This is a genomic window from Alcaligenes sp. HNGD-HTN06, from assembly GCF_049932565.1.
GTDB lineage: Bacteria > Pseudomonadota > Gammaproteobacteria > Burkholderiales > Burkholderiaceae_B > Alcaligenes > Alcaligenes ammonioxydans.
In genome coordinates this window covers 1,604,314-1,628,485 of the sequence record NZ_CP187782.1, presented here as the reverse complement: position 1 = coordinate 1,628,485, position 24,172 = coordinate 1,604,314, and the positions used below count along the sequence as shown (strand labels likewise).

At 58.0% G+C, this 24,172-nt stretch carries 17 protein-coding genes, 1 pseudogene and 2 riboswitches; of the genes and pseudogenes, 12 read left to right on the top strand and 6 right to left on the bottom strand.

What is annotated here, in order from left to right:
• Positions 1 to 62 precede the first annotated feature (62 nt).
• The 6 genes from ACOZ42_RS07365 to ACOZ42_RS07340 all read left to right on the top strand — a co-directional run bounded on the left by ACOZ42_RS07365 (position 63) and on the right by ACOZ42_RS07340 (position 9,030).
• The gene (locus ACOZ42_RS07365; RefSeq protein ID WP_059317704.1) at positions 63 to 737 is read left to right on the top strand and encodes a response regulator transcription factor; all 675 of its coding nucleotides are present in this window, start codon (positions 63 to 65) and stop codon (positions 735 to 737) included.
• Complete coding sequence (locus ACOZ42_RS07360; protein WP_426345760.1) at positions 737 to 3,250, top strand: extracellular solute-binding protein; 2,514 nt, start codon at positions 737 to 739, stop codon at positions 3,248 to 3,250. The genes ACOZ42_RS07365 and ACOZ42_RS07360 overlap by 1 nt, the downstream gene beginning before the upstream one ends.
• Positions 3,251 to 3,365: 115 nt before the next feature.
• Positions 3,366 to 4,451, top strand: coding sequence for an ABC transporter substrate-binding protein (locus ACOZ42_RS07355; protein ID WP_240208750.1), 1,086 nt, complete (start codon positions 3,366 to 3,368; stop codon positions 4,449 to 4,451).
• Positions 4,452 to 4,521: 70 nt separating this feature from the next.
• Complete coding sequence (locus tag ACOZ42_RS07350; protein ID WP_301607333.1) at positions 4,522 to 6,288, top strand: ABC transporter permease; 1,767 nt, start codon at positions 4,522 to 4,524, stop codon at positions 6,286 to 6,288.
• Positions 6,285 to 7,355 carry an ABC transporter ATP-binding protein gene (locus tag ACOZ42_RS07345; RefSeq protein WP_415302307.1) on the top strand — a complete coding sequence of 357 codons (1,071 nt, stop codon included), beginning with the start codon at positions 6,285 to 6,287 and terminating at the stop codon, positions 7,353 to 7,355. The genes ACOZ42_RS07350 and ACOZ42_RS07345 overlap by 4 nt, the downstream gene beginning before the upstream one ends.
• Before the next feature lie 92 nt (positions 7,356 to 7,447).
• Positions 7,448 to 7,535: riboswitch (glycine riboswitch) on the top strand.
• Between the two features lie 4 nt (positions 7,536 to 7,539).
• A riboswitch (glycine riboswitch) is annotated at positions 7,540 to 7,620 on the top strand.
• 48 nt (positions 7,621 to 7,668) lie between these two features.
• Positions 7,669 to 9,030 carry a D-amino acid dehydrogenase gene (locus ACOZ42_RS07340; RefSeq protein WP_081050014.1) on the top strand — a complete coding sequence of 454 codons (1,362 nt, stop codon included), beginning with the start codon at positions 7,669 to 7,671 and terminating at the stop codon, positions 9,028 to 9,030.
• Here the strand turns inward: ACOZ42_RS07340 and ACOZ42_RS07335 are convergent.
• The 3 genes and pseudogenes from ACOZ42_RS07335 to ACOZ42_RS07325 all read right to left on the bottom strand — a co-directional run.
• Positions 8,975 to 10,351 (bottom strand): annotated as a pseudogene (locus ACOZ42_RS07335) (ATP-dependent DNA helicase); the annotation flags it as partial. The gene ACOZ42_RS07340 and the pseudogene ACOZ42_RS07335 sit on opposite strands and share 56 nt — an antisense overlap.
• 797 nt (positions 10,352 to 11,148) lie before the next feature.
• Entirely contained in the window at positions 11,149 to 12,816 is a 1,668-nt protein-coding gene (locus tag ACOZ42_RS07330; RefSeq protein WP_426345759.1) for a VRR-NUC domain-containing protein, read from the bottom strand.
• Between the two features lie 39 nt (positions 12,817 to 12,855).
• Positions 12,856 to 13,371 carry a MarR family winged helix-turn-helix transcriptional regulator gene (locus ACOZ42_RS07325; protein WP_003801180.1) on the bottom strand — a complete coding sequence of 172 codons (516 nt, stop codon included), beginning with the start codon at positions 13,369 to 13,371 and terminating at the stop codon, positions 12,856 to 12,858.
• A gap of 84 nt (positions 13,372 to 13,455) precedes the next feature.
• Here ACOZ42_RS07325 and ACOZ42_RS07320 point away from each other — a divergent pair, with 84 nt between their 5' ends.
• Positions 13,456 to 14,358, top strand: a complete 903-nt coding sequence (locus ACOZ42_RS07320; RefSeq protein WP_003801182.1) for a DMT family transporter — start codon at positions 13,456 to 13,458, stop codon at positions 14,356 to 14,358.
• Positions 14,359 to 14,429: 71 nt separating this feature from the next.
• Here ACOZ42_RS07320 and ACOZ42_RS07315 read toward each other — a convergent pair whose 3' ends face one another.
• Positions 14,430 to 15,737 (bottom strand): aminotransferase class I/II-fold pyridoxal phosphate-dependent enzyme, encoded by a 1,308-nt coding sequence (locus tag ACOZ42_RS07315; protein ID WP_003801184.1) that lies wholly within the window; start codon positions 15,735 to 15,737, stop codon positions 14,430 to 14,432.
• Positions 15,738 to 15,814: 77 nt separating this feature from the next.
• Between ACOZ42_RS07315 and ACOZ42_RS07310 the strand changes: the two genes are divergently transcribed.
• Both ACOZ42_RS07310 and ACOZ42_RS07305 read left to right on the top strand, forming a co-directional pair.
• Positions 15,815 to 16,618: a YggS family pyridoxal phosphate-dependent enzyme gene (locus tag ACOZ42_RS07310; protein ID WP_003801186.1), complete on the top strand. Its 804-nt coding sequence runs from the start codon at positions 15,815 to 15,817 to the stop codon at positions 16,616 to 16,618.
• The gene (locus tag ACOZ42_RS07305) at positions 16,615 to 16,884 is read left to right on the top strand and encodes a hypothetical protein (RefSeq protein ID WP_003801188.1); all 270 of its coding nucleotides are present in this window, start codon (positions 16,615 to 16,617) and stop codon (positions 16,882 to 16,884) included. Before ACOZ42_RS07310 ends, ACOZ42_RS07305 begins: the two co-directional genes overlap by 4 nt.
• A 138-nt stretch (positions 16,885 to 17,022) precedes the next feature.
• Here ACOZ42_RS07305 and ACOZ42_RS07300 read toward each other — a convergent pair whose 3' ends face one another.
• The gene (locus ACOZ42_RS07300; RefSeq protein ID WP_003801191.1) at positions 17,023 to 18,339 is read right to left on the bottom strand and encodes an MFS transporter; all 1,317 of its coding nucleotides are present in this window, start codon (positions 18,337 to 18,339) and stop codon (positions 17,023 to 17,025) included.
• Between the two features lie 277 nt (positions 18,340 to 18,616).
• Entirely contained in the window at positions 18,617 to 19,756 is a 1,140-nt protein-coding gene (locus ACOZ42_RS07295) for an FAD-dependent monooxygenase (RefSeq protein ID WP_426345758.1), read from the bottom strand.
• Between the two features lie 411 nt (positions 19,757 to 20,167).
• Between ACOZ42_RS07295 and ACOZ42_RS07290 the strand changes: the two genes are divergently transcribed.
• The 3 genes from ACOZ42_RS07290 (at position 20,168) to ACOZ42_RS07280 (ending at position 23,982) form a co-directional block, all read left to right on the top strand.
• Positions 20,168 to 20,647: a MarR family winged helix-turn-helix transcriptional regulator gene (locus ACOZ42_RS07290; RefSeq protein WP_003801195.1), complete on the top strand. Its 480-nt coding sequence runs from the start codon at positions 20,168 to 20,170 to the stop codon at positions 20,645 to 20,647.
• Between the two features lie 77 nt (positions 20,648 to 20,724).
• On the top strand, positions 20,725 to 21,888 hold the full coding sequence (locus ACOZ42_RS07285; RefSeq protein WP_003801197.1) for an NnrS family protein: 1,164 nt from the start codon (positions 20,725 to 20,727) through the stop codon (positions 21,886 to 21,888).
• A 132-nt stretch (positions 21,889 to 22,020) separates the two neighbouring features.
• Positions 22,021 to 23,982: a PIG-L family deacetylase gene (locus ACOZ42_RS07280; RefSeq protein WP_426345757.1), complete on the top strand. Its 1,962-nt coding sequence runs from the start codon at positions 22,021 to 22,023 to the stop codon at positions 23,980 to 23,982.
• The last annotated feature ends 190 nt before the right edge of the window (positions 23,983 to 24,172 follow it).

Here is a 24,172-nt window from a genome sequence, read left to right as displayed (position 1 = left end):
TAGAATAAAAAAATAAATAAAGAGGCTTCTCGACGAACAGGAGCCCATTGGATGGAGGCAATATGCGATTACTCATGGTCGAAGACAATGAGGATTTGGGAGAAGCCATCGCCAGCCGGCTCAGCGCGGGCGGTCATAGCGTGGAGTGGGTCAACACTGGCGAGCTGGCCCTACGCTATCTGGAAATGGATAACTGGGACGTCCTGCTTTTGGACATCATGCTGCCCGATCAGGACGGTTTCAGCATTTTGCGGCATCTGCGCCAGCAAACACCCAGCCTGCCCGTGCTGGTCATGACGGCTCGTTCAGAAATCGAAGATCGTGTGTCCATGCTGGACCTGGGAGCAGACGATTATCTGGTCAAACCTTTCGATCTGCGCGAGCTGGAAGCACGGCTGCGTGCCCTGATGCGGCGGCCCGCCACCACGCAAGCAGAAATCTGGCAGTTGGGACACGTCAGCATTGACATCGCCGCCCGACGCATCAATAGCCGGGATCAGACCGTGGAGTTTGGCCAGCGCGAATTCTGCTTGCTGGAGTTGCTCCTGAGTCGTGCCGGACAAGTGGTCACCAAGGAACGGTTGATGATGCAGCTGTTCAACTTCGATGAAGACTCCAGCCCCAATGCCGTGGAGCTGCATGTCTCTCGTCTGCGGCGCAAGCTTAGCGATAGTGCCATTCGCATCGACACGGTGCGGGGCACCGGCTATATGGCAAGCTTGGGTGATGCCCGCTGATGCGCCGCACCCTGTCTATCCAGCAGCGTGTACTGGCGCTGGCCGTATGCTTGCTGGCCGCTGCCTTACTGGCATTGGGTCTGGCATCGCGACAATATGCCCAGCGTGCCGCCGACTCCGCCTATGACAGGCTCCTGAACGCCGCCGCCCTGACTATTGCCAATGCCATTCAAATTGACGAGGGTGAACTTTCCCTGGAGCTGCCCTATTCGGCGATGGCCATGCTGTCCGAACAGGAACATATTTTTTACAGCGTACGCTCGGCCAATAGCCTGATTTCCGGCTATCCAGACTTGGGAGACACCCTGCCGCCGGCCACCAGTTCCGAACCGCGCTACGACACCATTTCCTATCACGGCACTGCCGTGCGTGTCGCCACGATCGGACGCTTGCTGACAGGCCAGCATTCACTGGGCCGTGGCTGGATCACCATCCGCGTTGCTGAAACCCTGGGCACCCGACAAGCGCTGGCCGATGAGTTGCTGGGTCGCAGCACCCTGTCCCTGACCGGTCTGATGTTGCTGGCCCTGATGATTACCAGCCTGGGGATTCGGCGTGCGTTCGCCCCCTTGGCCGAATTGGAAACAGCACTGCGAGAACGCTCCCACGACAATTTGCAGCCCATCGACACGCCGGTACCCAAAGAGATTCGCCGTCTGGTCGATACCCTCAATGCCTTCATGCAGCGCCTGCAAACAGCGGTTGGTACTCTGAACAATCTGGTGGCCGATGCGGCCCATCAGATTCGCACTCCCTTGGCGGCAGTCCATCTGCAAACCCAGCTCGCGATGGATGAGCCCGGCTCTGACACCCTAAGGCCACGCCTGCGACGGATTCTGAACAACACTACGCATGCCACCCATCTGTTGAACCAGTTACTGATGGACGCCACCGTCAGCCACCGCCTAGACCGCAGCACCATGCGGCCTTTAGATGTGGCCCCGTTGATTCAGGAAATCCAGGGCCGGGTCGATCCCGACCGGGCCCACCGGCTGTACATTCACCTCACGCCCTCGGCTCGACGAGCACAAATCCTGGGCGACCATGTGTCCTTGCGGGAGATGCTGCGCAATGTGATCGACAACGCCATGCTCTACAGCGACGAGCCTGTTTCCGTGCGAATCTACACCCGCCCGAACGGTTGGGTGGTGTTTGATGTGTCCGACCTGGGCCCAGGCATCAGTGACGATGACAAAACCCGTTTGCTGGAGCGTTTTCAGCGTGGTCCCAGCAGCCAGGGGCGGCCCGGTTCGGGCTTGGGGCTGTCTATCGTGCGCACCGTGGTACAAGCGCATCAAGGCACGTTGCTCTTGCGTGACCATACCCCGCAGGGTCTGACAGTCCGCATCGAAATCCCCACCCTTTACCAGAGTCCCCGACCCTCGCCCCCCCTGACCCTGCTCATCGCAGCGTTGATCATGACGGGCATGTTGGCCCAGCCCCAGCCAGCCTTCGCCCTCGCCAGCGCCGCGGAACCCGATATGGGCATTCGCAGTCACGACTACCCGGCTCGCTCCCCCCGTCCACCTGGCCCGGAAGATCAGGCCTTGCTGGTGATTGCTGGCCCTACCGACACCGAACTGTTTGAAGTGCTCGTACAGGACTTTCAGCGTATCCAGCCTCACGTACGCATTCTTTATCACGAGATGGATTCCACCGCGCTGTATCGGCACACCACTCAAGGCAGCCTCCCTGAAACGGATCTGCTGATCAGCTCGGCCGCGGACATGCAGGTCAAACTGGCGAACGACGGCTATGCTCGTGCGCACACATCCAGTCTGACCCAGACCATGCCCGGCTGGGCACGTTGGCGCAATGAGGTGTTTGGCTTCACGCTGGAGCCGGCCGTCATCGCCTACGCACCGGCTCGTTTACCGTACGAGCTGCCGGCCTCTCGCGAAGCGCTGCTTAAGCTGCTGGAGCGTAACCAGGGCAGTCTGAGGGGCCGGGTGGGCACCTATGACATTCAGATCAGTGGCGTGGGCTACCTGTTTGCACTGTACGACGAACGCACCTCTTCCACGTTCTGGGGCTTGGCCAATGCCCTGGGCCGTGTCGGCACCCGTCTGTATGCCAATACCGGTGCCATTTTGGATGATCTGGACAATGGCACCCTGGATGTCGCCTACAACGTACTAGGCTCGTATGCCCTGGCTCGGCAAAAAGCAGGCTCGGACATTGCCATCGTCGTACCCAGCGATTATGTGTCAGTGTTTACCCGCAGCGCCCTGATTCATAAACAAGCTCGCCGCCCCGATCTAGCCGCTGCTTTCATTGATTACCTGCTCTCTCCCCAAGGCCAACAAACCCTCGCCGGCCCAGCCGGATTAGGCTCGCTCAACGCCGTGGAAACGGGCAGCTGGTTCACAAAAACCATTGAAAATCAATCAATTGGAATTATTCAACCGCTTATTCTCAATCCCTCTTTGTTAGTGGGCCTGGACCCCACCCGCCGCCACCGTTTTCTGCAGAACTGGCGACGTCTGGTCACCGACACGCCGGCAGGACCCTAGCCCCTTCCCATCCCCAATGACAGGATGCTGACAGCTAGAGTCCAGACAATGCAATGACACCGATCACCCAAGAAGTCCCGCAACAGGACGGGACTCTGACAACAAGGAGACTCGAATGTCAGCATTTACCCCCCCTAAGCGCCTGAGCCTGCTCGCCCTGTCACTCAGTGCCAGCCTGCTGGCCGGACAAGCGGCCTGGGCTCAGGACGACCAGACTCAAGCAGCGGACAAAGAAGGCAAGGTTATTGTCTACTCGACCACGGACACCAAAGCCGCCGCACCGCTCATTGCCGCGTTTGAGGCCGCCCACCCCAAGATCAAAGTCGAATACCACGACATGAACAGCACCGAGCTGTACAACCGCTACATCAGCGAACAGGCTTCGGGCAGCCACAGTGGCGACCTTGTGTGGAGCTCCTCCATGGACTCGGCTATGCGCCTGGCCACCGACTACGCAGCCCGCTACGACTCCCCTGAAATCCCTGCCCTACCCAGTTGGGCCGTATGGGAAAACAAGGCGTTTGGCACCACTTACGAGCCGACGGTATTCATCTACAACAACCGTCTTATCAAGCCTGAAGAAGCACCCAAGACGCATGCAGAATTGGCCAAGCTGGTGGAAAGCGACAAGGACCGCTTTCGCAACAAGGTCACTACCTACGACATTGAAAAATCTGCAGTAGGCTATATGCTGGCCGCTCAAGACAGCAAGAAAGGCCAGAGCTACTGGGATTTCATCAAAGGCGTAGGTTCAGCCAATCTGGTGCTGCAGTCCTCGACGGGCACCATGATGGAGCGCGTCAGCTCGGGTGAAAACCTGATTGGCTACAACCTGCTGGGTTCATATGCGGAGACCCGCGCCGCCAAGGATAAAGCCATCGGTATTGTGTACCCCTCGGACTACACCCTGGTCCTGTCACGCGTGGCGTTCATCAGCAACAAGGCCCAACACCCCCATGCCGCCCGTGTCTTTCTGGACTACATGTTATCCAAGGACGGACAGGATGTTCTGGCGAACCAATCCGAGCTGGCCTCGATCCGCTCTGACGTGGAAGGCGACAACGATGTGGATGGCCTGACCAAGAAATTGGCAGGGGTAGAACTGACCCCCATCCCGGTGGATTCGTCGCTGCTGGACTTCCTGAAGCAAAAGGAACGCCTGGACTTCATCAAGCAATGGCGCGCTGCGGCCAATAAATAAGACACCTCGTCTGTGAACCGGGTGACGGCCGAGGCCGTCACCCTGCCTTTTACCGCCTGGAATCCTTATCATGCAAGCCTTACGCCTTCGGTGGCAGGCCTGGCCACGCCATGTCGTTGTTCTGATCACGGCATTGGCCATTTATGTGCCGCTTAGCCTGATCATCATCCAAAGCCTGCTATCGGCCCCCTTTTTTGCGACTGACAAGTCTCTGGGGCTGGATGCTTTCCGTTTCATCTTCGACGACCCGGACTTTTACAAAGCACTGGGGAGCGGTTTCATCATGGCCTTTGGCCTGGCCGGTATTTCGATTCCTTTGGGCGGCATCCTGGCCTTCCTGATGGTACGTACCGATTTACCCGGCCGTACCTGGATTGAACCGCTCATTCTGGTCCCGATTTTCGTCTCGCCCATGGTGCTGGGCTTTGGCTATATTGTTGCCGCCGGACCCGTCGGTTTCTTCTCCACCTGGACGCTGGAGCTGATCGGCTTTGTCCCCTGGAACATTTACTCTTTCACCAGCATTGTCATCATTGCCGGTCTGACGCACGTTCCCCACGCCTATCTGTACATTTCCTCGGCCTTGCGCAGCATGGGCTCGGATGTGGAAGAAGCCGCCCGCAGCGCCGGTGCCAGCCCCTGGCAGGTCATGCGCTCGGTCAGCCTGCCCATGGTGCGTCCCGCCATCCTGTACGCCTGCGTTCTGCTCTTTTTTCTGGGGCTGGAAGTATTTGGTCTGGTGCTGGTGCTCGGCGACCCTGAAGGCCACCTGGTACTGGCCACCTATCTATACAAGCTCACCAACAAGCTCGGCATTCCGTCCTACCACCTGATGGCGGCTGTGGCAGTCGTCCTGATTGCCATGACTATCCCGCTCGTGATGCTGCAACGCCGTCTGATGCGCACCGCCAACCGCTTCGTAACCGTCAAGGGCAAAGCCTCCCAGGCGCGTGCCTTGCCGCTGGGTCGCTGGCGCTGGGCAGCTGCAACACTGGTCGGTCTGTGGTTGTTCTTCACCGTCATTGTCCCGGTGGTGGGCGTAGTCTTGCGCGCCTTTGTGTCCAACTGGGGGATTGGCGTCTCGCTGATGGACGTGCTCTCCCTGGATGCCTTCCGGCAAGTGTTTGGGCAAGCCAATCTGCTGCGCGCCATTCTGAACTCAGTGGCGATTGGTGTATTTGGCGGCGCCTTGGCCGTCATCTGCTACACCTTCATTGGCCTGGCCATGCACCGCAAGCCAGACGGCATCACCCGCTTTCTGGACTACAGCGTTCTGGTACCCCGTGCCGTCCCCGGTCTACTGGCGGGTCTGGCCTTTTTGTGGATGTTCCTGTTCGTGCCCATGTGGCTGGATCAGTCCCTGGAAAACGGCTACTTGTCGGTCCTGCCCATGGCGGAATGGTTGCAAGGCACGCTCGTCAGTCCGCTGCGCGCCCTGCGCAGCACCATCTTCAGCGTCTGGCTGGCCTACAGCGTGGTCTGGATGGCTTACGGCTTGCGTCTGATCTCCTCCACCCTTTTACAAGTGGGTCCGGAGCTGGAAGAAGCCGCCCGCAGCACGGGAGCGCGTCCCGGTCAGGTAACACGTCAAATCACCTTACCACTGGCAAAGTTCGGCCTGATCGGGTCCTGGTTATTGATGTTCCTGATTTTTGAGCGGGAATACTCTACCGGCGTGTACCTGCTCACACCGGGCACGGAAACCATTGGCTCCATGCTGGTTTCACTGTGGGCGACCGGCGCCATCGACATTGTAGCTGCCCTGTCTTTTATCAATATCGTTCTGGTGGTCATTGGCCTGACCATCGCATTGCGCTTCGGAGTAAAACTACGATGACCGAGCTGACTGTAGACAACATTCATCTGGCCTACGACCGCAACCCGGTTCTGAAAGGCGTGTCCATGAGCCTGAACAAAGGTGAGGTGGTTTCCCTGCTGGGGGCCTCGGGTAGTGGCAAAACCACCTTGCTGCGTGCGGTTGCCGGGCTCGAACAGCCCTCCCAAGGGCGTATCGCCATCAATGAGAACGTGCTGTACGACTCGCAAAACCGTATCGACCTGCCCGCCGAGGCGCGCAATCTGGGCCTGGTTTTCCAGTCCTATGCCTTGTGGCCGCACATGACCGTGCAGGACAATGTGGCTTATCCGCTCACGCTGCGCAAAACCTCCAAGGCGCAAAGCCGCCAAAAGGTGGACGCCATTTTGGATCAATTGGGGTTGAAAGGCCTGGGCGAGCGCTACCCCAGCCAACTGTCTGGAGGGCAACAGCAGCGTGTGGCCATTGCCCGTGCGCTGATTTACAACCCCCCGGTCATCTTGCTGGATGAGCCACTGTCCAACCTGGATGCCAAGCTGCGTGAAGAGGCCCGCGTGTTCCTGCGCGAACTGATTGTGAAAATGGGCCTGTCCGCTTTGATGGTAACCCATGACCAGGCGGAGGCCATGGCGATTTCGGACCGGATCCTGTTGCTGAATGGTGGCGAAATCGAGCAACAAGGTACCCCGCAAGAGGTCTACAGCAATCCCAAGACCCTGTACACCGCCGAGTTCATGGGCTCGAACAATCGTCTGCAAGGCAAGGTTACCGAGCAACGCGATCAACAAACTCGGCTTAGCGGCCCTGGTTGGGAGTTATGGGGCCATGCCGCCGCTCCTCTGAGCGCCGGCCAGCACGCCACCGCCGTGATTCGCGTCGAACAAGTGCAACTGAATGCGCAGCCCGGCCCCGATACGCTGCCACTGCAGCTATCCACCAGCATGTATCTGGGCGACAAGTGGGAGCACGTTTTCCGCATGGCCGACCCGACTGCCGGCACACTGCGAGCTTTCGGACCTGAACCACTGCCCAGTGGCGTGCATCATCTGCAATTGCCGCCCTCCAAACTGTGGATTTACCCCTCCTGATCCATCGCTCCAAACCGGGAGCCGCCCCCCACAGCTCCCGGTTTACCCTGATTGCAAACTTTTGTAAGCGCGGCTACTGTAGTCGCGTCACTACAGGCGGTATGAAAGAGACCTGTTCAGTCAGGCGCCGACGGAGCAACCACCCCGGAATCTCTCAGGCAAAAGGATCGTACCAGCCCGACACTCTGGAGAGCGGCGTTTGACGCCCACCGAAGGAGCCCAGCCAGATGCACAGGTTGGATAAACTCTCAGGTCACAGGACAGATGGGGTATTGCCACTACTCGGTGGTAATTCACCTGTCAGGAGCCTGTTATGTCGCATATTGCCGTCATTGGTGCCGGTATTTCCGGAATCACCACCGCCTACGCCCTTAGTCTGAAGGGCTATCAAGTCACCGTTATTGACCGCCTTCGCTACCCCGCGATGGAAACTTCTTTTGCCAATGGCGGGCAGCTTTCCGCCTGCAATGCCGAGGTCTGGAACAGCCGCAGCACCATTTTCAAAGGCTTGAAATGGATGATGCGCAAGGACGCTCCACTGCTCTTCAACCCCAAGCCAAGCTGGCACAAATACAGCTGGATGGGCCAATTTGTGGGGGCAATTTCCGGTTACGAGCGCAACACGATCGAGACCGTCAAGCTGGCCATTGCCGCTCGCGAAAACTTGTATCAGTGGGCCAAGGACGAAAATATTGATTTCGACCTGGAGCAGCGCGGCATTTTGCATATTTACCACACGCCCGGCGGCTTTGAGTCTGGCAAAAAAGTCAGCCAGCTACTGCAAAAAGGCGGTCTGGAACGCCGTACCGTTACCAACGAAGAAATCCATCAGATCGAACCTGCTCTGCAAGGCACCTATTACGGCGGTTTCTTCACGCCCTCGGACGCCACCGGCGATATTCACAAATACACCCGCGGCTTGGCCGATGCGTGCGCCAAGCGCGGCGTGAAGTTTCTGCAGGATACCGAAGTCCTGGGTATTGATTGCGGCCCACCGCACCGTATCCAGCTCCGTACTGGCGAAGGTGCAGATGCCCACACCCATACGCTGTCCGTGGACTCCCTGGTCGTGTGCGCTGGCGTAGGCAGCCGCCACCTGGCCCGTATGCTGGGCGACTACATCAATATTTATCCCGTCAAGGGCTACTCCATCTCGGTGTACCTGGATACGCCCGAAGCCCAACATGCAGCCCCCTGGGTCAGTTTGCTGGACGAAGAGGCCAAGATTGTGACCAGCCGCCTGGGCAAAGACCGCCTGCGTGTGGCCGGCACCGCGGAATACAACGGGTCCAACAAAGACATACGCGCCGATCGCATCGCCCCGCTGACCAACTGGACACGCCGCAACTTCCACGACGCGGCTACCGACCGTGTCGTACCGTGGGCAGGTTTGCGCCCCATGATGCCGGACATGATGCCGCGCGTAAAAGCGGGCAGCCGTCCTGGCGTGTACTATAACACCGGCCACGGTCACCTGGGCTGGACCCTGTCCGCCGCCACTGCGCAGATCATTACCGAGGTGATTGCCCAGAACGAGCGTCAGTCCGCACCTGCTCAATTTGCCACCAGTCCGGCAACAACTGCTGCACCCGCCGCTGCCCATAACGTTCGTCCAGCAGATACACAAAGCCTTGATCCTGTTCATCGCGAATCACACGACCCGCGGCCTGTGTAATCTTGCGTAGTCCCGGATACAGATAGGTATAGTCATAGGCCCGCCGCTCCCCAAAGAGCCGGGCCATGACTTGCCGCACCGACTCATTGGCCGGGTTGAATTGCGGCAAACCCAAAGTGGCAATAAAAGCACCGATCAAGCGTTTACCGGGTAAATCTACCCCTTCTGAAAACGCCCCCCCCAGCACTGCCAAACCCACTCCCTTGCCGTCCAGCGTAAAGCGGTCCAGAAACTGCGTTCTTTGCTGATCGCTCATACCCGGTTGCTGATGCCAAAGCGGCATATCCGGCCAGCGCTCCTGCAAGGCCTGGCTGACCTGCTCCAGATAATCAAAGCTGCTCAAAAACAAGAGATAGTTGCCAGGCTGCTCCTGATAGGCCTGCCCGACAATATCGCACACCCCGCTCAGGCTTTGCGCCCGGTCGGCATAGCGCGTGGACAAACCGGCATATTGACGTACCCGCAACTGCTCGGCTCGATAAGGAGATGCTACGTTCAACTCTGCCGTACTGGGCGGCAGCCCCAAGACATCACGATAAAACTGCGAAGGATTCAACGTGCCGGAGAACAGCACCACGCCGTGCGCATCGCCGTAGCGTTCGGCCAGAAAGGGAGCAGGCACGATATTGCGCAGGTTCAGAAGTACACCATCGCGCTGCGCCAAAATATCAAACAAGGAATGCGAGCCGAACTGCCCGGCCAGGTCCACAAAATACAGTAGCTCGAAATAAAACAGCAACAAGGGGCTGTCTTGCGGCAGAGGATTCTCCGCCACGTAGGCCCCTAAACGGGCAGCCAGATACTCGCACTGCTCCAGCAAGTCCTCCGGGATTTTTTCCAGCCCCCATTGGTCACCGCCTTCCTCGGGTATCAGGTCCTCCATCAAGCGAGTCAATGGAGCGAAATGACGCTTCAAGGCCGAAGGCGCGGCTTTACGTGCCATGCGCAACTGCACTTGCGAGAAGGACGCGGAATACATGGAACGAGCACGTTCTACCAGATTGTGCGCCTCGTCCACCAAGATCGCGCTGCGCCATTGCTGGGCCAGGGTCTGGCTATAGAGCACCGCATGTGAGTCGAAAAAATAGTTGTAGTCGCCCACAATGGCGTCCGCCCAACGCAGCATTTCCTGGCTCAAGTAATAGGGGCAGACCTGGTGTTCGCTAGCCACTTGCTGCAGGCGCTGGCTAGTTAGCATGGGCTGCTCCAGAGCTTGCTGACGGGCTGCGGGAAGCCGGTCGTAAAAGCCTTCGGCCAAGGGACAGGATTGGCCATGGCAGGCTTTATCCGGATGGGGACACTGCTTGTCGCGGGCCACCATTTCCAGCACCCGCCACGCGCCCCCACCATCCGGACTTAAGCGCTGCAAGGCGTCCAGCGCCATTTGCCGGCCCGAGTTTTTAGCCGTCAGATAAAACAGCTTGTCCAGACCAGCCTCGGGCATGGCTTTCAGGCCCGGGAATACGACTGCCAAGGTTTTGCCAATACCCGTGGGGGCTTGCGCTAACAGGCACTGTGCATCGCGCTGCGCCCGGAACGCAGCTACAGCCAGTTGCCGCTGACCCGCACGAAACTGTTCAAATGGAAATTGCAGAGCAGTACAAGCTTGATCGCGCGCCAGCCTGTGTTTTTGCTCCTGCTGCCCCCACGCTACATATGCGCGACATTGCTGCTCAAAAAAGGCCCACAGGTCCGCGCGCTCCAGATACTCGGAAATGCTGGTCTCTTTATGCTTGTCTACGTGGTAATACACCACGCTGACTGTCATCCCCGGCAAATCGCGTTCCTGGCACAACATGGCAGCATAGACCTTGGCTTGCGCCTGATGCAGGCGTCTATGGTGCTCGGGGATGGCATCAAAAGCACCACGATAGGTTTTCAGCTCTTCCAGGCAATTGCTGACGGGGTCAAATCCATCGGCTCGGCCACGCACCAACAGCCCATCCATCTCATATAACAGCGGCACTTCGGCTTCATAGTGCTCGGGGCGACGCAGCGTTAACTGCTGATGGCCTAGAATACCTTCCTGTGCCGTCGCCGCAGGCGTAAAGCGCAAGTCCAGATCCCCGCTGCGGGCGGTAAATTCGCATAAGGCTCGCACGCCTACCGTCCAGGCTTTCATGACGCCTCAGGCCGGGTCACATAGCAGACACGCGCGGGGATGGCGTGCTGCTCGAAATAGCTTAACCAGCGCCGTTGGTTATCTTGCAAACGATCTCCGGGCCCTTTTACTTCTATCAGCTCGTAGCTTTGCTGGGCGGGCATGAAACGCACCAAATCCGGCAGGCCGGCACGGTTATCCCGCCAATCCTGCAAGATACGCGTGAACACGAGCTGCAAATGCTGGGCGGGAATGCAGTGCAAAGCCTGCTCGATCAAGGATTCATCCAAGGCGGGCCAAATCAGCAAGGGACACTGTATGCCGCGCTTTTCCTGCCAGCGTTGCCAGATCACGGTTTTATAGTCTGTACCGTTCAGCACGCTTAAAGACTGATCAAACAAGTTCTGCCTGCGGGACACGAAATCCGGGCTCCCCCAATCGGCCGGACAGGCCTGATAGGGATGAAAGAAAGCCCCAGGCAAAGGGGCGTAAATGGCATCCCAGCCGAGCAAACCCAGTAAGGCCGGAAACAAAGTGTTTTCTACATAAAAGACCGGTGCCAGAGGGCTGTTCCAATGGGACAGAACCTGCACTTCGACCCGAGTACCATCATCAGGCAGCACCAGGTCGCTGCGTTGTGTACGGCTCGCCGGTTTGCCGGATGGGACAGTGGGAGGTGCCTCTAGCGCCAACTTACGACGCAGACGCGGCAGCATACGTCGTAATTTCTGTGCCTCACCCTCACTTTCGGGTTGCTCCCAGGCCTGGCAAAACAAGGGCCAGGCATCCTCTTGCTTTTCCTGCCGCTCCAACACCCGTAATTGACGATAACGCGCGCCCGGCCAGCGGGTCTGCGCGTAGGCCTGCTCGGCCAGTGACCACCAGTGTTGTCGCTCGGCTTGCTGGCCCAGCTGAAACACGGTTTTTGCCTTGCGTCGCCGCAACCAGTCACTGTCCGTCTGAATCCTTTGCACCGCGGCAAAGCGCTCTGTCCAGTGCTCAAGATCGGCCTCGTCCGGTGCGTCACGCAGTTCAGACAGGATTTCATACAGACGCACGTCCTCCTGGTGCCGGAACGCTCGACTGCCTTGATCCAGCGCCACAGCCTCGTAACGATACAGGCCCAGATCACTTAATACGAACTCGGACCAATCCTGGTAATGATTGCCAAAGAACAACAGTTGCAGCCGCTGCGCCCAATGCACCACGGCCGCTGACAAACGCAGCAAGGGAGCCCGCAGTTCTGGCCGCGCGCACCATTGCAAAAAAGGCCGCTCCTGCTCACCCTGGGTCCGAGCTATCCATTGCTGATAATCCGACTTGCGGCCGGCGGCGGGCAGATCATGAAACATACGATGCAATTCAGGCATGGTATGCACGGCAAACAGGGTATCCAGATCCAGCACAGGATCGATTTCTATGAGTTTGCAGGCGGCCAGTTCCTGCACAGCGGCCTCCAGATCTTCGATTTCGGCATAACGAAGCTTGTCGATACGAAACACCGGGCCTTTGCGCATCAACAATCGCACCAACAGTGCTTGCGCAGACTGAGACACCTGCGCAAAAGCATGGTCGCACTGGACATGTTCGGGCTCCAGCAAGTCGGCACTGACATGCTGGACCCACTGCAATACCTGGTGGAAATTATGCAGGTAATAAAACGGAGGAAGCTCGGGCGAAATCATAAGCAGGCTGTGTATATATCCAGCTACTTTAGCATTCCTTTACACCGGGCGCGACTCCAACAAACGCATCCAGTCACGCAGCAAACCGTCCAGGCGTTGTCGCTGCGTCGCATCCAGACCTTGCAGCAGATTTTCCTCGTTGGCCAGATGGTCCACTACCACCGCGTCCACACAGGCCAGCCCAGCCGGACTCAACCGTACCAGGCTGCGACGGGCATCCTCAGGGTCGGCGATACGCTCGATCAGGCCCTGCTTTTCCAGACCGTGCAAACGGTGTGTCATCGTGCCCGAGCTGACCATCAGTGAGGAAAACAAAGCCGTGGGCGCCAAGGTGTAGGGCGGGCCGGAACGGCGCAAACTGGCCAGCACGTCAAACTCACCCAGTTGCAAACCATGACGACGAAAGTTTTCGCCCATTTGCTTTTGAACCAGTTGAAAGCAGCGGGTCATACGTCCAAGCAGAGCCATTGCATCCAGATTCTGCAGGTCGGGCCGTTGCTCACGCCATTGCTTGATAATCAGGTCGACGGCATCCTGTTCTTCGCTAGTGCTCATGATTTCTCGGTAAAAACATTTATCTTGATATTAAGATAAAACGTCCCTACACTGGCGTTTATCTCGATATCAAGACAATTAACCATGACCCGACTTTCTCTCTGGCTGGTGACGGCACTGACCGCACTGGGCCCGGCCATTTGGGGCTCCACCTATATTGTGACTACCGAAATCCTGCCGGCGGATCGCCCTTTTATCGCCGCATTCCTACGCTGTTTTCCAGCCGGTGTGATCCTGCTGTTATGGAGTCGGCGCATGCCCGCCCAAGGGGAATGGGGGCGGACCCTGATTTTGGCCGCCTTGAATATCGGCGCTTTTCAGGCGCTTTTGTTTGTGGCTGCCTATCGCCTGCCGGGCGGGCTGGCTGCCGTTGTGGGCGCCGCTCAACCCTTGGTGGTCATTGCGCTAGCCTGGGCGCTGGAAGGCAAGCGTCCGATCAGCCTGGCTTTAGTCGCTTGTGTGCTTGGCATCGTGGGCATGGGTATTTTGCTGCTCTCGCCGCACAGTCAGTGGGACGCGTGGGGCATGCTTGCGGCGATTGTCGGGGCTTTGTGTATGGCACTGGGCACCTATCTGTCGCATCGCTGGCGAAGCAGCATGCCAATATTGGCGTTCACGGCCTGGCAACTGATGTTGGGCGGATTGATGCTCGCTCCCCTGGCCTTATGGCTGGACCCACCTTTGGATGGTTCCCTGAGCATGATGCAGATCAGCGGCTATCTCTACCTGTGTCTGGTCGGCGCGCTACTGGCCTACACCTTGTGGTTCCGAGGGATTGCAGTCCTGCCATCGGTGGCGGTGTCGTCCCTGGGGCTGCTCAGCCCCTTGACCGCCGTGATACTGGGGTGGCTGATTCTGGGTCAGGCCATGACTGGCACCAGCCTGCTGGGCATGGTGTTGGTGATGGGCAGCGTGCTGGCGGTCCAATGGATCAGCAATCGTCCGCCTGCCCCACGCTCTGAGGGACGTAAAAAAAGCGCCCCTTAGTAAAACCAGCCATGGGCGCACTGCAACGAGTTCACCATCTTGCCACTTCGCCGGAAGCGGCAAGATAGTGACTAGTACCGCTCTTTCAGAACCTGTGCCAGATCAGCGGCAAAACGTTGCGCATCTTTCGCATTCAAACTCGCAAAGCTGACGCGCAAGCCTTGGGCTGGATGGCTCACCCCGAAAACCTGGCCCGAGCGAACCAACCAGCCACGCGCGGCCAGCCCGGCCAGCACAGGCTCGGCTTCCCGGTCCAGGGGTATCCATAGGTTGAACCCTTCTTCGCTATCCCAGAACGGAATGCCCTGCTTTTTCAAGGCCTGCATCAGGTCGGCCCGGGCCTGTACGTAGGCAGCCTGGGCGGCGCGGGTCTGAGCCTTGATCTGGGCGTCCGTCAAGCCGTGTACCACCATTTGCTGCAAGAGGTGACTCACCCATTGCGCCCCCGACGCCAGGCGTTGTGACAAGCGTTCGCTGGTTTGCAGGTCAGACGCCACCAGGGCCACCCGCAAATCAGGCCCCAGTCCCTTGGAGACAGAACGGATCAAGGCCCAACGCAAGTGCTCGGCGGGAATCACATTCCGGTAAGGACTGCTGGCCAGCATCCAGAAATGGTCATCAATCATCAGCAACAGCTCAGGATACTGCTTCAGGATCTGCTCAATCTGCTTGGCCCGGGTACGACTAAGCGAACACCCAGTGGGATTGTGAGCCCGCGGCGTCAAGATCAAGGCACGCAGGCCGTCGGCCAATGCTGCCTCCAGTGAGGCTGGCACCATGCCCTCACTGTCGACCTCAATACCGACTGGTTTGTAACCGAGCGTATGAACGGAATTGATGCTGTTCAAATAGCCTGGGTCCTCAATGCCAACCTTGTCGCCCGCCAGCAGGAAAGCCTGTAGCAAACGCTCTATGGCATCCACCGCGCCGTAGCTGACGTGGTAGTCGGTTTCCGGGGGCGTATCTTTATGAAATACCTGCTGACACACTGCGCGCAGCTCCGGCACCAGGGGATCGGCGCCATACAGGGCCTGAGTCTGACCTCGCACCCCGGCCACCAACTGAGTCGGAGCCGGTAGGTATTCCAGCGCCGGGTTTCCGCTGGCCAGATCCTGCAAGGCAGAACTGGCTCCGTGCCCTTCCCGCGCCAGCTCCCGGATCGCCTCGCGAATGCGCGTACCACGACGACCTTGCGCATCGGCCACGCCCGCAGACACCAGGCGCTTGTAGGCCAGGGCAACCGTGTTCCGGTTCAGTCCCAGTGTCTGAGCCAACTCGCGCACCGGCGGCAGGATCTGACCCGGCGCTATCCGCCCCAGCGCCACCTGCTGACGGATATCATCGAAAAGTTCCTTCGCATTGCTTCCCTGGATATTCATTTTGACCTATGACATAATAGTTTATGCGCGACCCGCAGGGTCGAGTTTATCTTTTTTTTCTTCCTTACTGGTGCGCCATGTCCGAATCCGCCCCTGATCTACTTCACACCGAGCATTATCCCACCTCCACCAGTGTAGAGGCATTTCGGGAACGCATTGCCCTGGTACAACAACGAATTGATGCTGCCTGCGTGCGGTACGGACGTGCTCCCGGCGATGTCCGCTTGCTCACTGTCAGCAAAACCTTCGGGATTGACCGCATTCGTCTGGCGTATCAAGCCGGCTGCCGCCTGCTGGGCGAGAACAAGGTGCAAGAGGCCGAAGGCAAGTACGAGGCCCTGCGCGAGGAACTGCCGGATCTGGAATGGGCTGTTATTGGACACCTGCAAAGCAATAAAGCCAAGTCGGTTGCACGCTTTGCGCGCGAATTTCACGCACTGGACAAGCTCAAGACCGCCGAGGCGCTGGATCGTCGCCTGCAAATCGAAGGCCGCAGTCTGGATGTCTTTGTACAGGTGAACACCTCCAACGAGGACAGCAAATTCGGTTTGCCGCCGCAAGACGTTCACGCATTTGTGCGCGAATTACCACAGTTTTCCGCCCTGAAGGTCAAAGGTCTGATGACCCTGGCCCTGATGGACGCCGATCCTGAACGGGTGCGCCCCTGCTTTGCGCTGCTGCGCAACTTGCGCGATCAGTTACGCAACGACATCCCGCATGCCGAAAACATGCACGAGCTCTCCATGGGCATGTCAGGCGACTACGAAGTCGCCATCTCCGAAGGCTCAACCATTGTGCGCGTCGGACAAGCTATTTTTGGCGCACGCGCCACGCCCAATAACTTTTACTGGCCCGTCTCTGATACGGCAACAACATCATGAACCCACTACGCCTGATCATTCGTCAAAACGGCAGGGAAATCGGTCACTTTGAATCCAGCCCCTGCTGCCCTCCCGAACAACTGTTGGCCGTAGCCCGACACTTGATGACGCTGCCAGACACCGAGCTGGAGTTGCAACAAGCCAAAGGCGAACATCGCATCCTCGATAGCGGCCCGCACGGTCTGCGTGTCCTGAGCGCGCAGGTACTGTACGAAACGGTCGATCTGCAGGCCTGGCTGCAACAAGGCAGCAAGGTGACCGCCTGATCACAGCCCTTGGCCGGGCCACAAGCCCATCACACGTGTGCAACCCTGTGGCGCTTACCCGCTGCCTCAAAAAAAAACATACCCGGCCAGCAGCCGGGTATGTTTCTTGTGTTTCAGACTATCAGTCCCAACTAAGACTTAACGATTCACCTGTTTGGCCGGCAAGGCAAAGGCCAGCAAACAACTTACCATCAAGCTGCCGGCAAACAGCCACAAGGCGGCGCTACCGGAACCGGTCAGATCCGTCACCCAGCCAATCAGGGAATTACTGACCAGACCCGCAATATTGGCCAGAGAACAGGCCAAGGCAAAACCCGTTGCAGCGGCCGTGCCTTTCAGAAAGGTAGCCGGCAGGCTGAAGAACACAGGGACCGCACCCATAATCACCGCCGAAGCAACCGTAAAGGCCAATACGGTCAACCAGGCGTGATGCGCAACAAAGGTACTGACAACCAGCGCTATCGCGCCAATGGTCAGCGGCACAATCAAGTGCCAACGACGTTCACGGCGACGGTCTGAGCTGGCACCGATCATCAGCATGCCGACCACGCCGGCCAAAGACGGAATCGCAGTCATCAGGCCAATCTGGAAGGGGTCCTGCACACCGGCAGCACGAATAAAAGACGGCATCCAGAAACTGATGGAGTACGTCCCCAACAAAATGGAAAAATCGATTCCACCCAGCATCCACACTTTCAGGTTGAAAAAGCCGTCCTTGAAGCTGTGCTTGACGCCTTTGCCCTCTGCGTCATCGGCCGCCAGGTCCGCAGCGAGGCGGGATTTCTCTTCGTTATTGAGCCACTGGGCGGACTGATAATTGTTAGGCAAGGCCCAGAACGTCAGAATGCCAAGCAGCACACTGGGAATGGCTTCCAGCAAAAACAGCCACTGCCAGCCGCGCCAGCCGTTCATGTGATCAAAATGACCAATGATCCAACCGGACAAAGGACCGCCAATCACACTGGACAAGGGCAAACCGATCATGAACAAGGCAATGATCTTGCCCCGCCGATAGGTGGGAAACCACAAGGTCAGGTAGTACAGTACACCTGGCAGGAAACCGGCCTCCGCCGCCCCCAGCACAAAGCGCAGAATATAGAACTGCGTAGGCGTGGTGACAAACATGGTCAGGCCCGACAAGATGCCCCAGGTGATCATGATGCGGGCAATCCACAACTTGGCACCCACCCGCTCCAGAATGAGGTTGCTGGGCACCTCAAACAGAATGTAGCCCAGGAAAAACAGGCCCGCTCCCAGGCCGTACGCAGTTTCACTCCACTGCAGATGATCGAGCATCTGCAGCTTGGCAAAACCGACGTTGATCCGGTCCAGATACGCCGCCAAATAACAAAAACACAGAAAGGGGATCAGACGCCAGACGATCTTCTTGTAGAGATCTTCGTTACCGTCCCGGCCGGCAGGCACCGCCGTAGGACTTGGGATGGATGAATGCACCTTGTATATCTCCAGATAATTATTGGTATGCCTGGTGAACCAGAAAACTGCCTAAGAACAGCGCCTGACAGAACACAGCAGGGCCCTGAACACGTCCGCATTCCCCCCATTGGGCTGCAGACTGTTTACAGATAAAGAATGAAGGATCAACCGTGATTCCCGCTTGTCATGGCCTCTGACTCGCTTGGGCGAGAGCAGCGGGTTTACAACAGCGGGACCCGATCCGATCAGGCTGCGCCAAATCCGGATCGCTCCCGTATTTGGCGCAGCATGCCGTTTAGCTGGATTTGAGGTCCTGACCGTACAAGTCGTAGCCATACACCCAGGCCGGGTCTTCCTGGGTACGCAGGAACGTATTGGCATTGGAGACCGACTGAACGCGAGTGGCACGCTCTTTGCGGTTGAGCTCATACAACTCGAAGGCCGTGCGAAAGTCCGACAAACCGGTCTCTTGCAGGCAGCGGGTCAACATGGCGGCATCTTCAATCGCCATGCACGCGCCTTGCGCCATATGCGGCTTCATGGGGTGGCAGGCATCGCCCAGCATTACCAGACGGCCACGGCTCCACAACGGCAAGGGATTGCGGTTGCGCAAGGGCCACTTGGTAATGCTCTCGGTTGATTTGATCAAATTCTGAACCGTGGAATGATAGCCCTCAAATGCGGCCAGCATCTCTTCTTGCGAGCTGTCTACGTACGCGCCCTGAAAATCCCAGGCAGGATGTGGCACGCCCGTCACAAAATAGTATTCATCACGCTTGCCGGTGGTGTAGTACACCATCATGTGACGATCCTCTGTCCACCACTTCACACAGTCCTCGAACTCATCGGCAAAGCGGGCCAGATTCTCGCCACGGATCAGGGCACGGTGTGCCACCCAGCCGCTGTAAATCGGATCTTCCATCCCCAGCAAGGTTTCGCGAATCTTGGAGTGAATGCCATCGGCACCAATCACAATGTCGGCCGTCACGCTGGTGCCATCGGCAAACTCCAGCAACACGTCATCGCCACGGTCCACCAGATTTTGCAAGCGCTTGCCAAAATGAACGGTGCCCGGTTTGATGCTGTCGATCTGCAAGGCGTGCATATCGCCGCGGTGCACGGTGATGTAGGAAGCCCCGTATTCTTTCCGCGCAAAGTCGCCCAAAGGGATACGCGACAGATAATCGCCTGTCTCACCATCACGGCTGAACCAGAAATCAGGGTGCGAGCCCATCTCATCGAGCGCCTTTTCCAGACCCATGCGACGGAAAATCTTCATCACGTTGGGACCCACGTGAATACCGGCACCCAAACGCGAGAATTCCGGCGCCTGTTCAAATACTTCCACCTCAAAGCCGGCCTGCTGCAACAGAGTCGCCGCAGCGGCTCCGCCAAGACCGGCCCCTACAATCGCAATCTTGACTGTCTTTTCCATCGTTAGCTCCAAATCACGGCACTCACAAAAAGTGCTCACTACATGTTTTTCGTAGTGTACACACTAAGTTTAAGCATGAAAACATAGGAAGCTGCTAGGGTTTATACCTACTTTCATGCAAAAACAGCCGCGCGAAATATGGGAGAAAAAAACCATTTAACAATAAAAAATCAAGAACTTATAAATAAAAATTAACCACAAGCACCGTCTCAAAAACTTAAGTCTACAGTTTATGAAATTTTTGAATTTAACAGTGTGTAGACTTATTTATTGCCATGCACACCCTAGAAAGACGTATGCTTCAAGCTCAAAAGAACTGATCTGGATCAGGCCTTGCTCCATCTCGGGACAGGTATACTGGCCCCGTTGTCATACCCCGGCCTGCCCACTCCACAAAAAGACAGAAAGACTATGCAGCCTAGCTCCCCGGCCTCCGAGCCCCAAACCTTGTCCTACGATGTCACTGAACAGATCGGCCACCTGCTGCGCAAGGCAGGTCAACGGCACACGGCCATCTTTCAACATTACGTCGGTGACAGTCAGTTGACGGCCATTCAGTTCGTGACGTTGTGCGCCCTGCGCGACCACGGGCCGAGCTCGCAAACCGAACTGGTCGAGGCCACTGCGGTAGACCAGGCGACCATACGAGGCATTATTCAGCGATTGAAATCGCGGGGCCTGATTGAACTGGCACCCGATAAAGATGATCGACGCAAAGTGATTGTGGAACTGACCCAGGATGGCCTGGCACTGCTCGATCGCGTTATTCCACGAGCCCACACAATTAGCGAACTGACCATGGGCAATCTGAACCCCGCCGAACGCGTGGCGATCGTCTATTTGCTGCGAAAAATGATAGACAGCACGCTTGATATGAGCGACAAAGAATAAGGCCGCCTATCGTCAAGAGACTAGGTTTTATTCGGCCTTTAAGATATATTTAAAATACATCTTTAAACTGATCTGCCATGATACCTCTGACTGCCTCCCCCGCCTCTACCCGTCCGCAATGGCGCGCTTTTCTGGAATTGGGATTTCGCCCCCTTTACCTTTTAGCCACCTTATGGGGTGCTGCCAGCATTGCGCTCTGGCTCTACACACCCGCCTGGCTATCCAACACCGCCATTCCTTCCTTGTACTGGCATGCCCACGAAATGCTCTGGGCCTTTATCGGCACCATCGCCGTCGGCTTTCTGCTAACGGCCAGTGCCACCTGGACAGGACAGGCTACCCTGCGGGGCCCCTCCCTGGGCGCCTTGTGTTTGATCTGGATTCTGGCCCGCTTCAGCCTGTTGCTTCCCAATGGCCTGCTGGCAGCCCTGCTACTCGACGCCCTATTTTTCGCCATTGCCGCTGCCGAGCTGGCCCGTGTGATCCTGATCGCGCGCAACAAGCGTAATTACGGTATTCCCGTGGCCATGCTGGCTTTGGGCCTGAGCCATAGCCTGTTCATGTACAGCCTGATGCAAGGGCATGACCCCATGCCCTACTTCTACAGTGGATTCTGGACCATGGGGCTGATTACCCTGCTGATCGCCCGCCGCATCATTCCCTTTTTTGCCATGCGCGCTTTACCGGGTCTGAGCCTGCCGGCTCAAACTCGCAGCGGACACTGGCAAATGGGGCTGAGCGCCCTTGCCATCGGCCTGTCGCTGACCCCATGGCGCCTGCCGCTGGCCCTGACACTGGCGGCCTTGGGGCTGATCGCCTGCTACCAGTGGATACGTTGGCAGCCTTGGGCCAGCCGTCATACCCCCCTGCTTTGGATTCTGTATCTGGGCTATGCAGGCTTGGCGCTCGGCCTGCTCAGTGCTGCCGCCTATGAGGCAGGCTGGATTGCACGCGCCGCCTGGCCTGTGCATATTGTGGGCCTGGCAGGGTTTAGCGTCATGATCATCGGCATGCTGACCCGCACCGCCCTAGGCCATCTGGGCCGCCCCCTGCGCGCCACGCCCAAAGTTGTACTGAGCTATGCTTTCCTGATCGCCGCCTGCGTGTTGCGCCTGCTGGCCTTGATTCCCAGTAGCTGGAGCCTGCCCTTGCTGCACCTTGCCGGCCTGTGCTGGATTCTGGCCATGTTGAACTACCTGCATCAATTTGCCCCAATGCTGATTCGCCCCAGACTGAACTGATCGCAGCGCCAGCGCCACACTTTACCGCCCCAAGCTCCTGGGGCTATGTATCTTTATTTTCTGTCTGACCGTGCCTGCTTATACTAAGCAGGCACGTTGTTCGCGCACTCTGCCAACAACGCGGGACGGATCATGCTGATCCTTGTTTACTCCGCGCTCCCACCACCTATGTCTCTTGCCAGTCTGGCCTGCTCTGTATTGATACGCTCCCTGTTTGCCGGGCTGTGTGCCTTCGTTCTGCCGCTTTCCGTCCTGGCCGCCGATGCCTGTCACGGCAGCCGGGATCTGGTGGTGGTCGGCCATATGGACGACGATCTGCTATTCATGAATCCGGACCTGTCCAGCAATATCCAGGCCGGTGCCTGTATGCAGGTTCTATACCTGACCGCCAGCGAACGAAAAGGCGGACTGGAATACATGTACAGCCGCGAACAGGGGGTACGCGCGGCCTATGCCTATATGGCTGGTGCAGTCAATGAGTGGCAGCAAACCCGCCTGATGGTCGGCAGTGCCTCGATCGCGCAATTTACTTTGCGGTCCCGCCCCGGCATTCAGCTCAGTCATTTACGACTGCAAGACCCCTGGTTAGGACCGGGATGGGGAAGCCTGACCCCCTTGAGCCGGGCAGAATCCGAACCCGGACAAACCGTCCAGACCTTGGACAGCCCCCAACAAACGTTCAATCGCGAACAATTGGTTCAAACGCTGGTTGCCCTGATACGACTTTATCAACCCACGAGCATCCGCTATCTGGATGACACCAATCCGGTTCCTTACACCCAACTTTGCTGGCGTTGTACCGGCCATGGCCACCCAGACCATATTGCCAGCGCCCGTCTGGTTCGCGAAGCCATGCTGGCGGCGCCGGGTAATTACGCGCAAATTGGTTATGTGGATTACCCCATTCAGGAGCAGGCCGCCAACCTGACCTTGAACGAAATCCGTAGCAAAACCGAGATTTTCAGGCGCTATGCCTGGCATGACCGACATGCCTGCAAAGGCCCGGCCGTGTGTCAGGAACCGGCTGGGCCGGCGGCTGCCTGGGTGCAACGCAGTTACTACACCAGCCGGGCGGACTACCCTGCCAGTCTCCTGGCTGACCGCTCCGGAGGCCTGCATTTTTTCGTCTCCGGTGAACAAAACGACGCCATCAACCAGTGGGATGTCCAGCAACAGCGCTGGTTCACCTTGGGTGGGCGCACCGCCGACGCCTTGAGTGTCTTTCATTATGCAGACGGCAGCGCGGGGCTGTTAGCCCGTGACGCAACAGGCCAGGTATGGGTGAGCCGATCTGAAGATGACGATGATTGGCTGGCCTGGCAAAAACTCCCTGGCCCTCGGGTCTTGCACACCCCTATCGTCAGTCCACAAGGAGGCCAGGCCTTGGCCATGGCTACCGACGGACGCTTTTACTGGAGCACGGTTCGTCCAACCGATCATGCCTGGGGCAGTTGGAAAGCGCTTCCACCTCTGGACCAGGCCACCTATCCTGCCGCCCTGAGCGTGGACTCTCAGGGACGGGCACATGTATTTGCCAGCAATCAGCAGGGCCAACTTTTTCAGATCGTCCAGCGCAACGACACCCAATGGCACGCCTGGCAGGCCATTCCAGTGGCGCCGGTCAGCGGAGGCCTGGCAACGATTGTGAATGCGCAAGGCAAAATTGAGCTGTACCTGCGCGATCGGCAAAGCCAGCGTTTGCAGCGCCTGGTCCAGTCGGCGGGCGAGCACAACTGGGGCAAGCCTGAAAATCTGGGTTTGACCTATGTGGGTCGTCCCGCGCTAAGTCTGGGCGAGCAAGAACAGGTCGTGGTCGCCCTCCAGCAACAACCCGGTGGCGCAATTGTCTTGCTCGATGCAGGACAGGTGGTGGAAGTAGACAAACACTCGGCCTCCCAGCCGGTGCTTTACCGACTGGGGCGTACGCTTTATCTGGCCAACCGCCCCCCTGGCCCCCAACAACGCTACCGTCTGCTGGAACGACGTGCGGGCAAATGGGTGCAGGTGGCCTTGACTCAAGCGCCTCCTCCCGCGGGTGGACAATCCTTTAGCGAGGCCCCGGCCTTCATTACCCAAGCCTACGTGCAACCGTAAGTGCCCGTAGCGCCCTTAAAACGTAACAAAATACGGATATGCTATGGCAAGCTTGGGCAAGCCGCTGAACCAGCGAGCGAACCCCGTGACTGATCCGCAGCTCGAGCAGGCAGGCGAACTTTTACGCGTTGCAGTAGCACTTTGTTGCAATGGCATGCGCCTGCTCGTTCAGCTCCAGTACAATCGCCCG

What these genes read in the sequence shown, in the direction of transcription:
- ACOZ42_RS07350 (WP_301607333.1), top strand. Translation starts at nt 4,522, where the DNA reads ATGCAAGCCTTACGCCTTCGGTGGCAGGCCTGGCCACGCCATGTCGTT.
- ACOZ42_RS07365 (WP_059317704.1), top strand. Translation starts at nt 63, where the DNA reads ATGCGATTACTCATGGTCGAAGACAATGAGGATTTGGGAGAAGCCATC.
- ACOZ42_RS07290 (WP_003801195.1), top strand. Translation starts at nt 20,168, where the DNA reads ATGCAGCCTAGCTCCCCGGCCTCCGAGCCCCAAACCTTGTCCTACGAT.
- ACOZ42_RS07340 (WP_081050014.1), top strand. Translation starts at nt 7,669, where the DNA reads ATGTCGCATATTGCCGTCATTGGTGCCGGTATTTCCGGAATCACCACC.
- ACOZ42_RS07330 (WP_426345759.1), bottom strand. Translation starts at nt 12,816, where the DNA reads ATGATTTCGCCCGAGCTTCCTCCGTTTTATTACCTGCATAATTTCCAC.
- ACOZ42_RS07360 (WP_426345760.1), top strand. Translation starts at nt 737, where the DNA reads ATGCGCCGCACCCTGTCTATCCAGCAGCGTGTACTGGCGCTGGCCGTA.
- ACOZ42_RS07280 (WP_426345757.1), top strand. Translation starts at nt 22,021, where the DNA reads ATGCTGATCCTTGTTTACTCCGCGCTCCCACCACCTATGTCTCTTGCC.
- ACOZ42_RS07285 (WP_003801197.1), top strand. Translation starts at nt 20,725, where the DNA reads ATGATACCTCTGACTGCCTCCCCCGCCTCTACCCGTCCGCAATGGCGC.
- ACOZ42_RS07315 (WP_003801184.1), bottom strand. Translation starts at nt 15,737, where the DNA reads ATGAATATCCAGGGAAGCAATGCGAAGGAACTTTTCGATGATATCCGT.
- ACOZ42_RS07310 (WP_003801186.1), top strand. Translation starts at nt 15,815, where the DNA reads ATGTCCGAATCCGCCCCTGATCTACTTCACACCGAGCATTATCCCACC.
- ACOZ42_RS07325 (WP_003801180.1), bottom strand. Translation starts at nt 13,371, where the DNA reads ATGAGCACTAGCGAAGAACAGGATGCCGTCGACCTGATTATCAAGCAA.
- ACOZ42_RS07305 (WP_003801188.1), top strand. Translation starts at nt 16,615, where the DNA reads ATGAACCCACTACGCCTGATCATTCGTCAAAACGGCAGGGAAATCGGT.
- ACOZ42_RS07355 (WP_240208750.1), top strand. Translation starts at nt 3,366, where the DNA reads ATGTCAGCATTTACCCCCCCTAAGCGCCTGAGCCTGCTCGCCCTGTCA.
- ACOZ42_RS07345 (WP_415302307.1), top strand. Translation starts at nt 6,285, where the DNA reads ATGACCGAGCTGACTGTAGACAACATTCATCTGGCCTACGACCGCAAC.
- ACOZ42_RS07320 (WP_003801182.1), top strand. Translation starts at nt 13,456, where the DNA reads ATGACCCGACTTTCTCTCTGGCTGGTGACGGCACTGACCGCACTGGGC.
- ACOZ42_RS07295 (WP_426345758.1), bottom strand. Translation starts at nt 19,756, where the DNA reads ATGGAAAAGACAGTCAAGATTGCGATTGTAGGGGCCGGTCTTGGCGGA.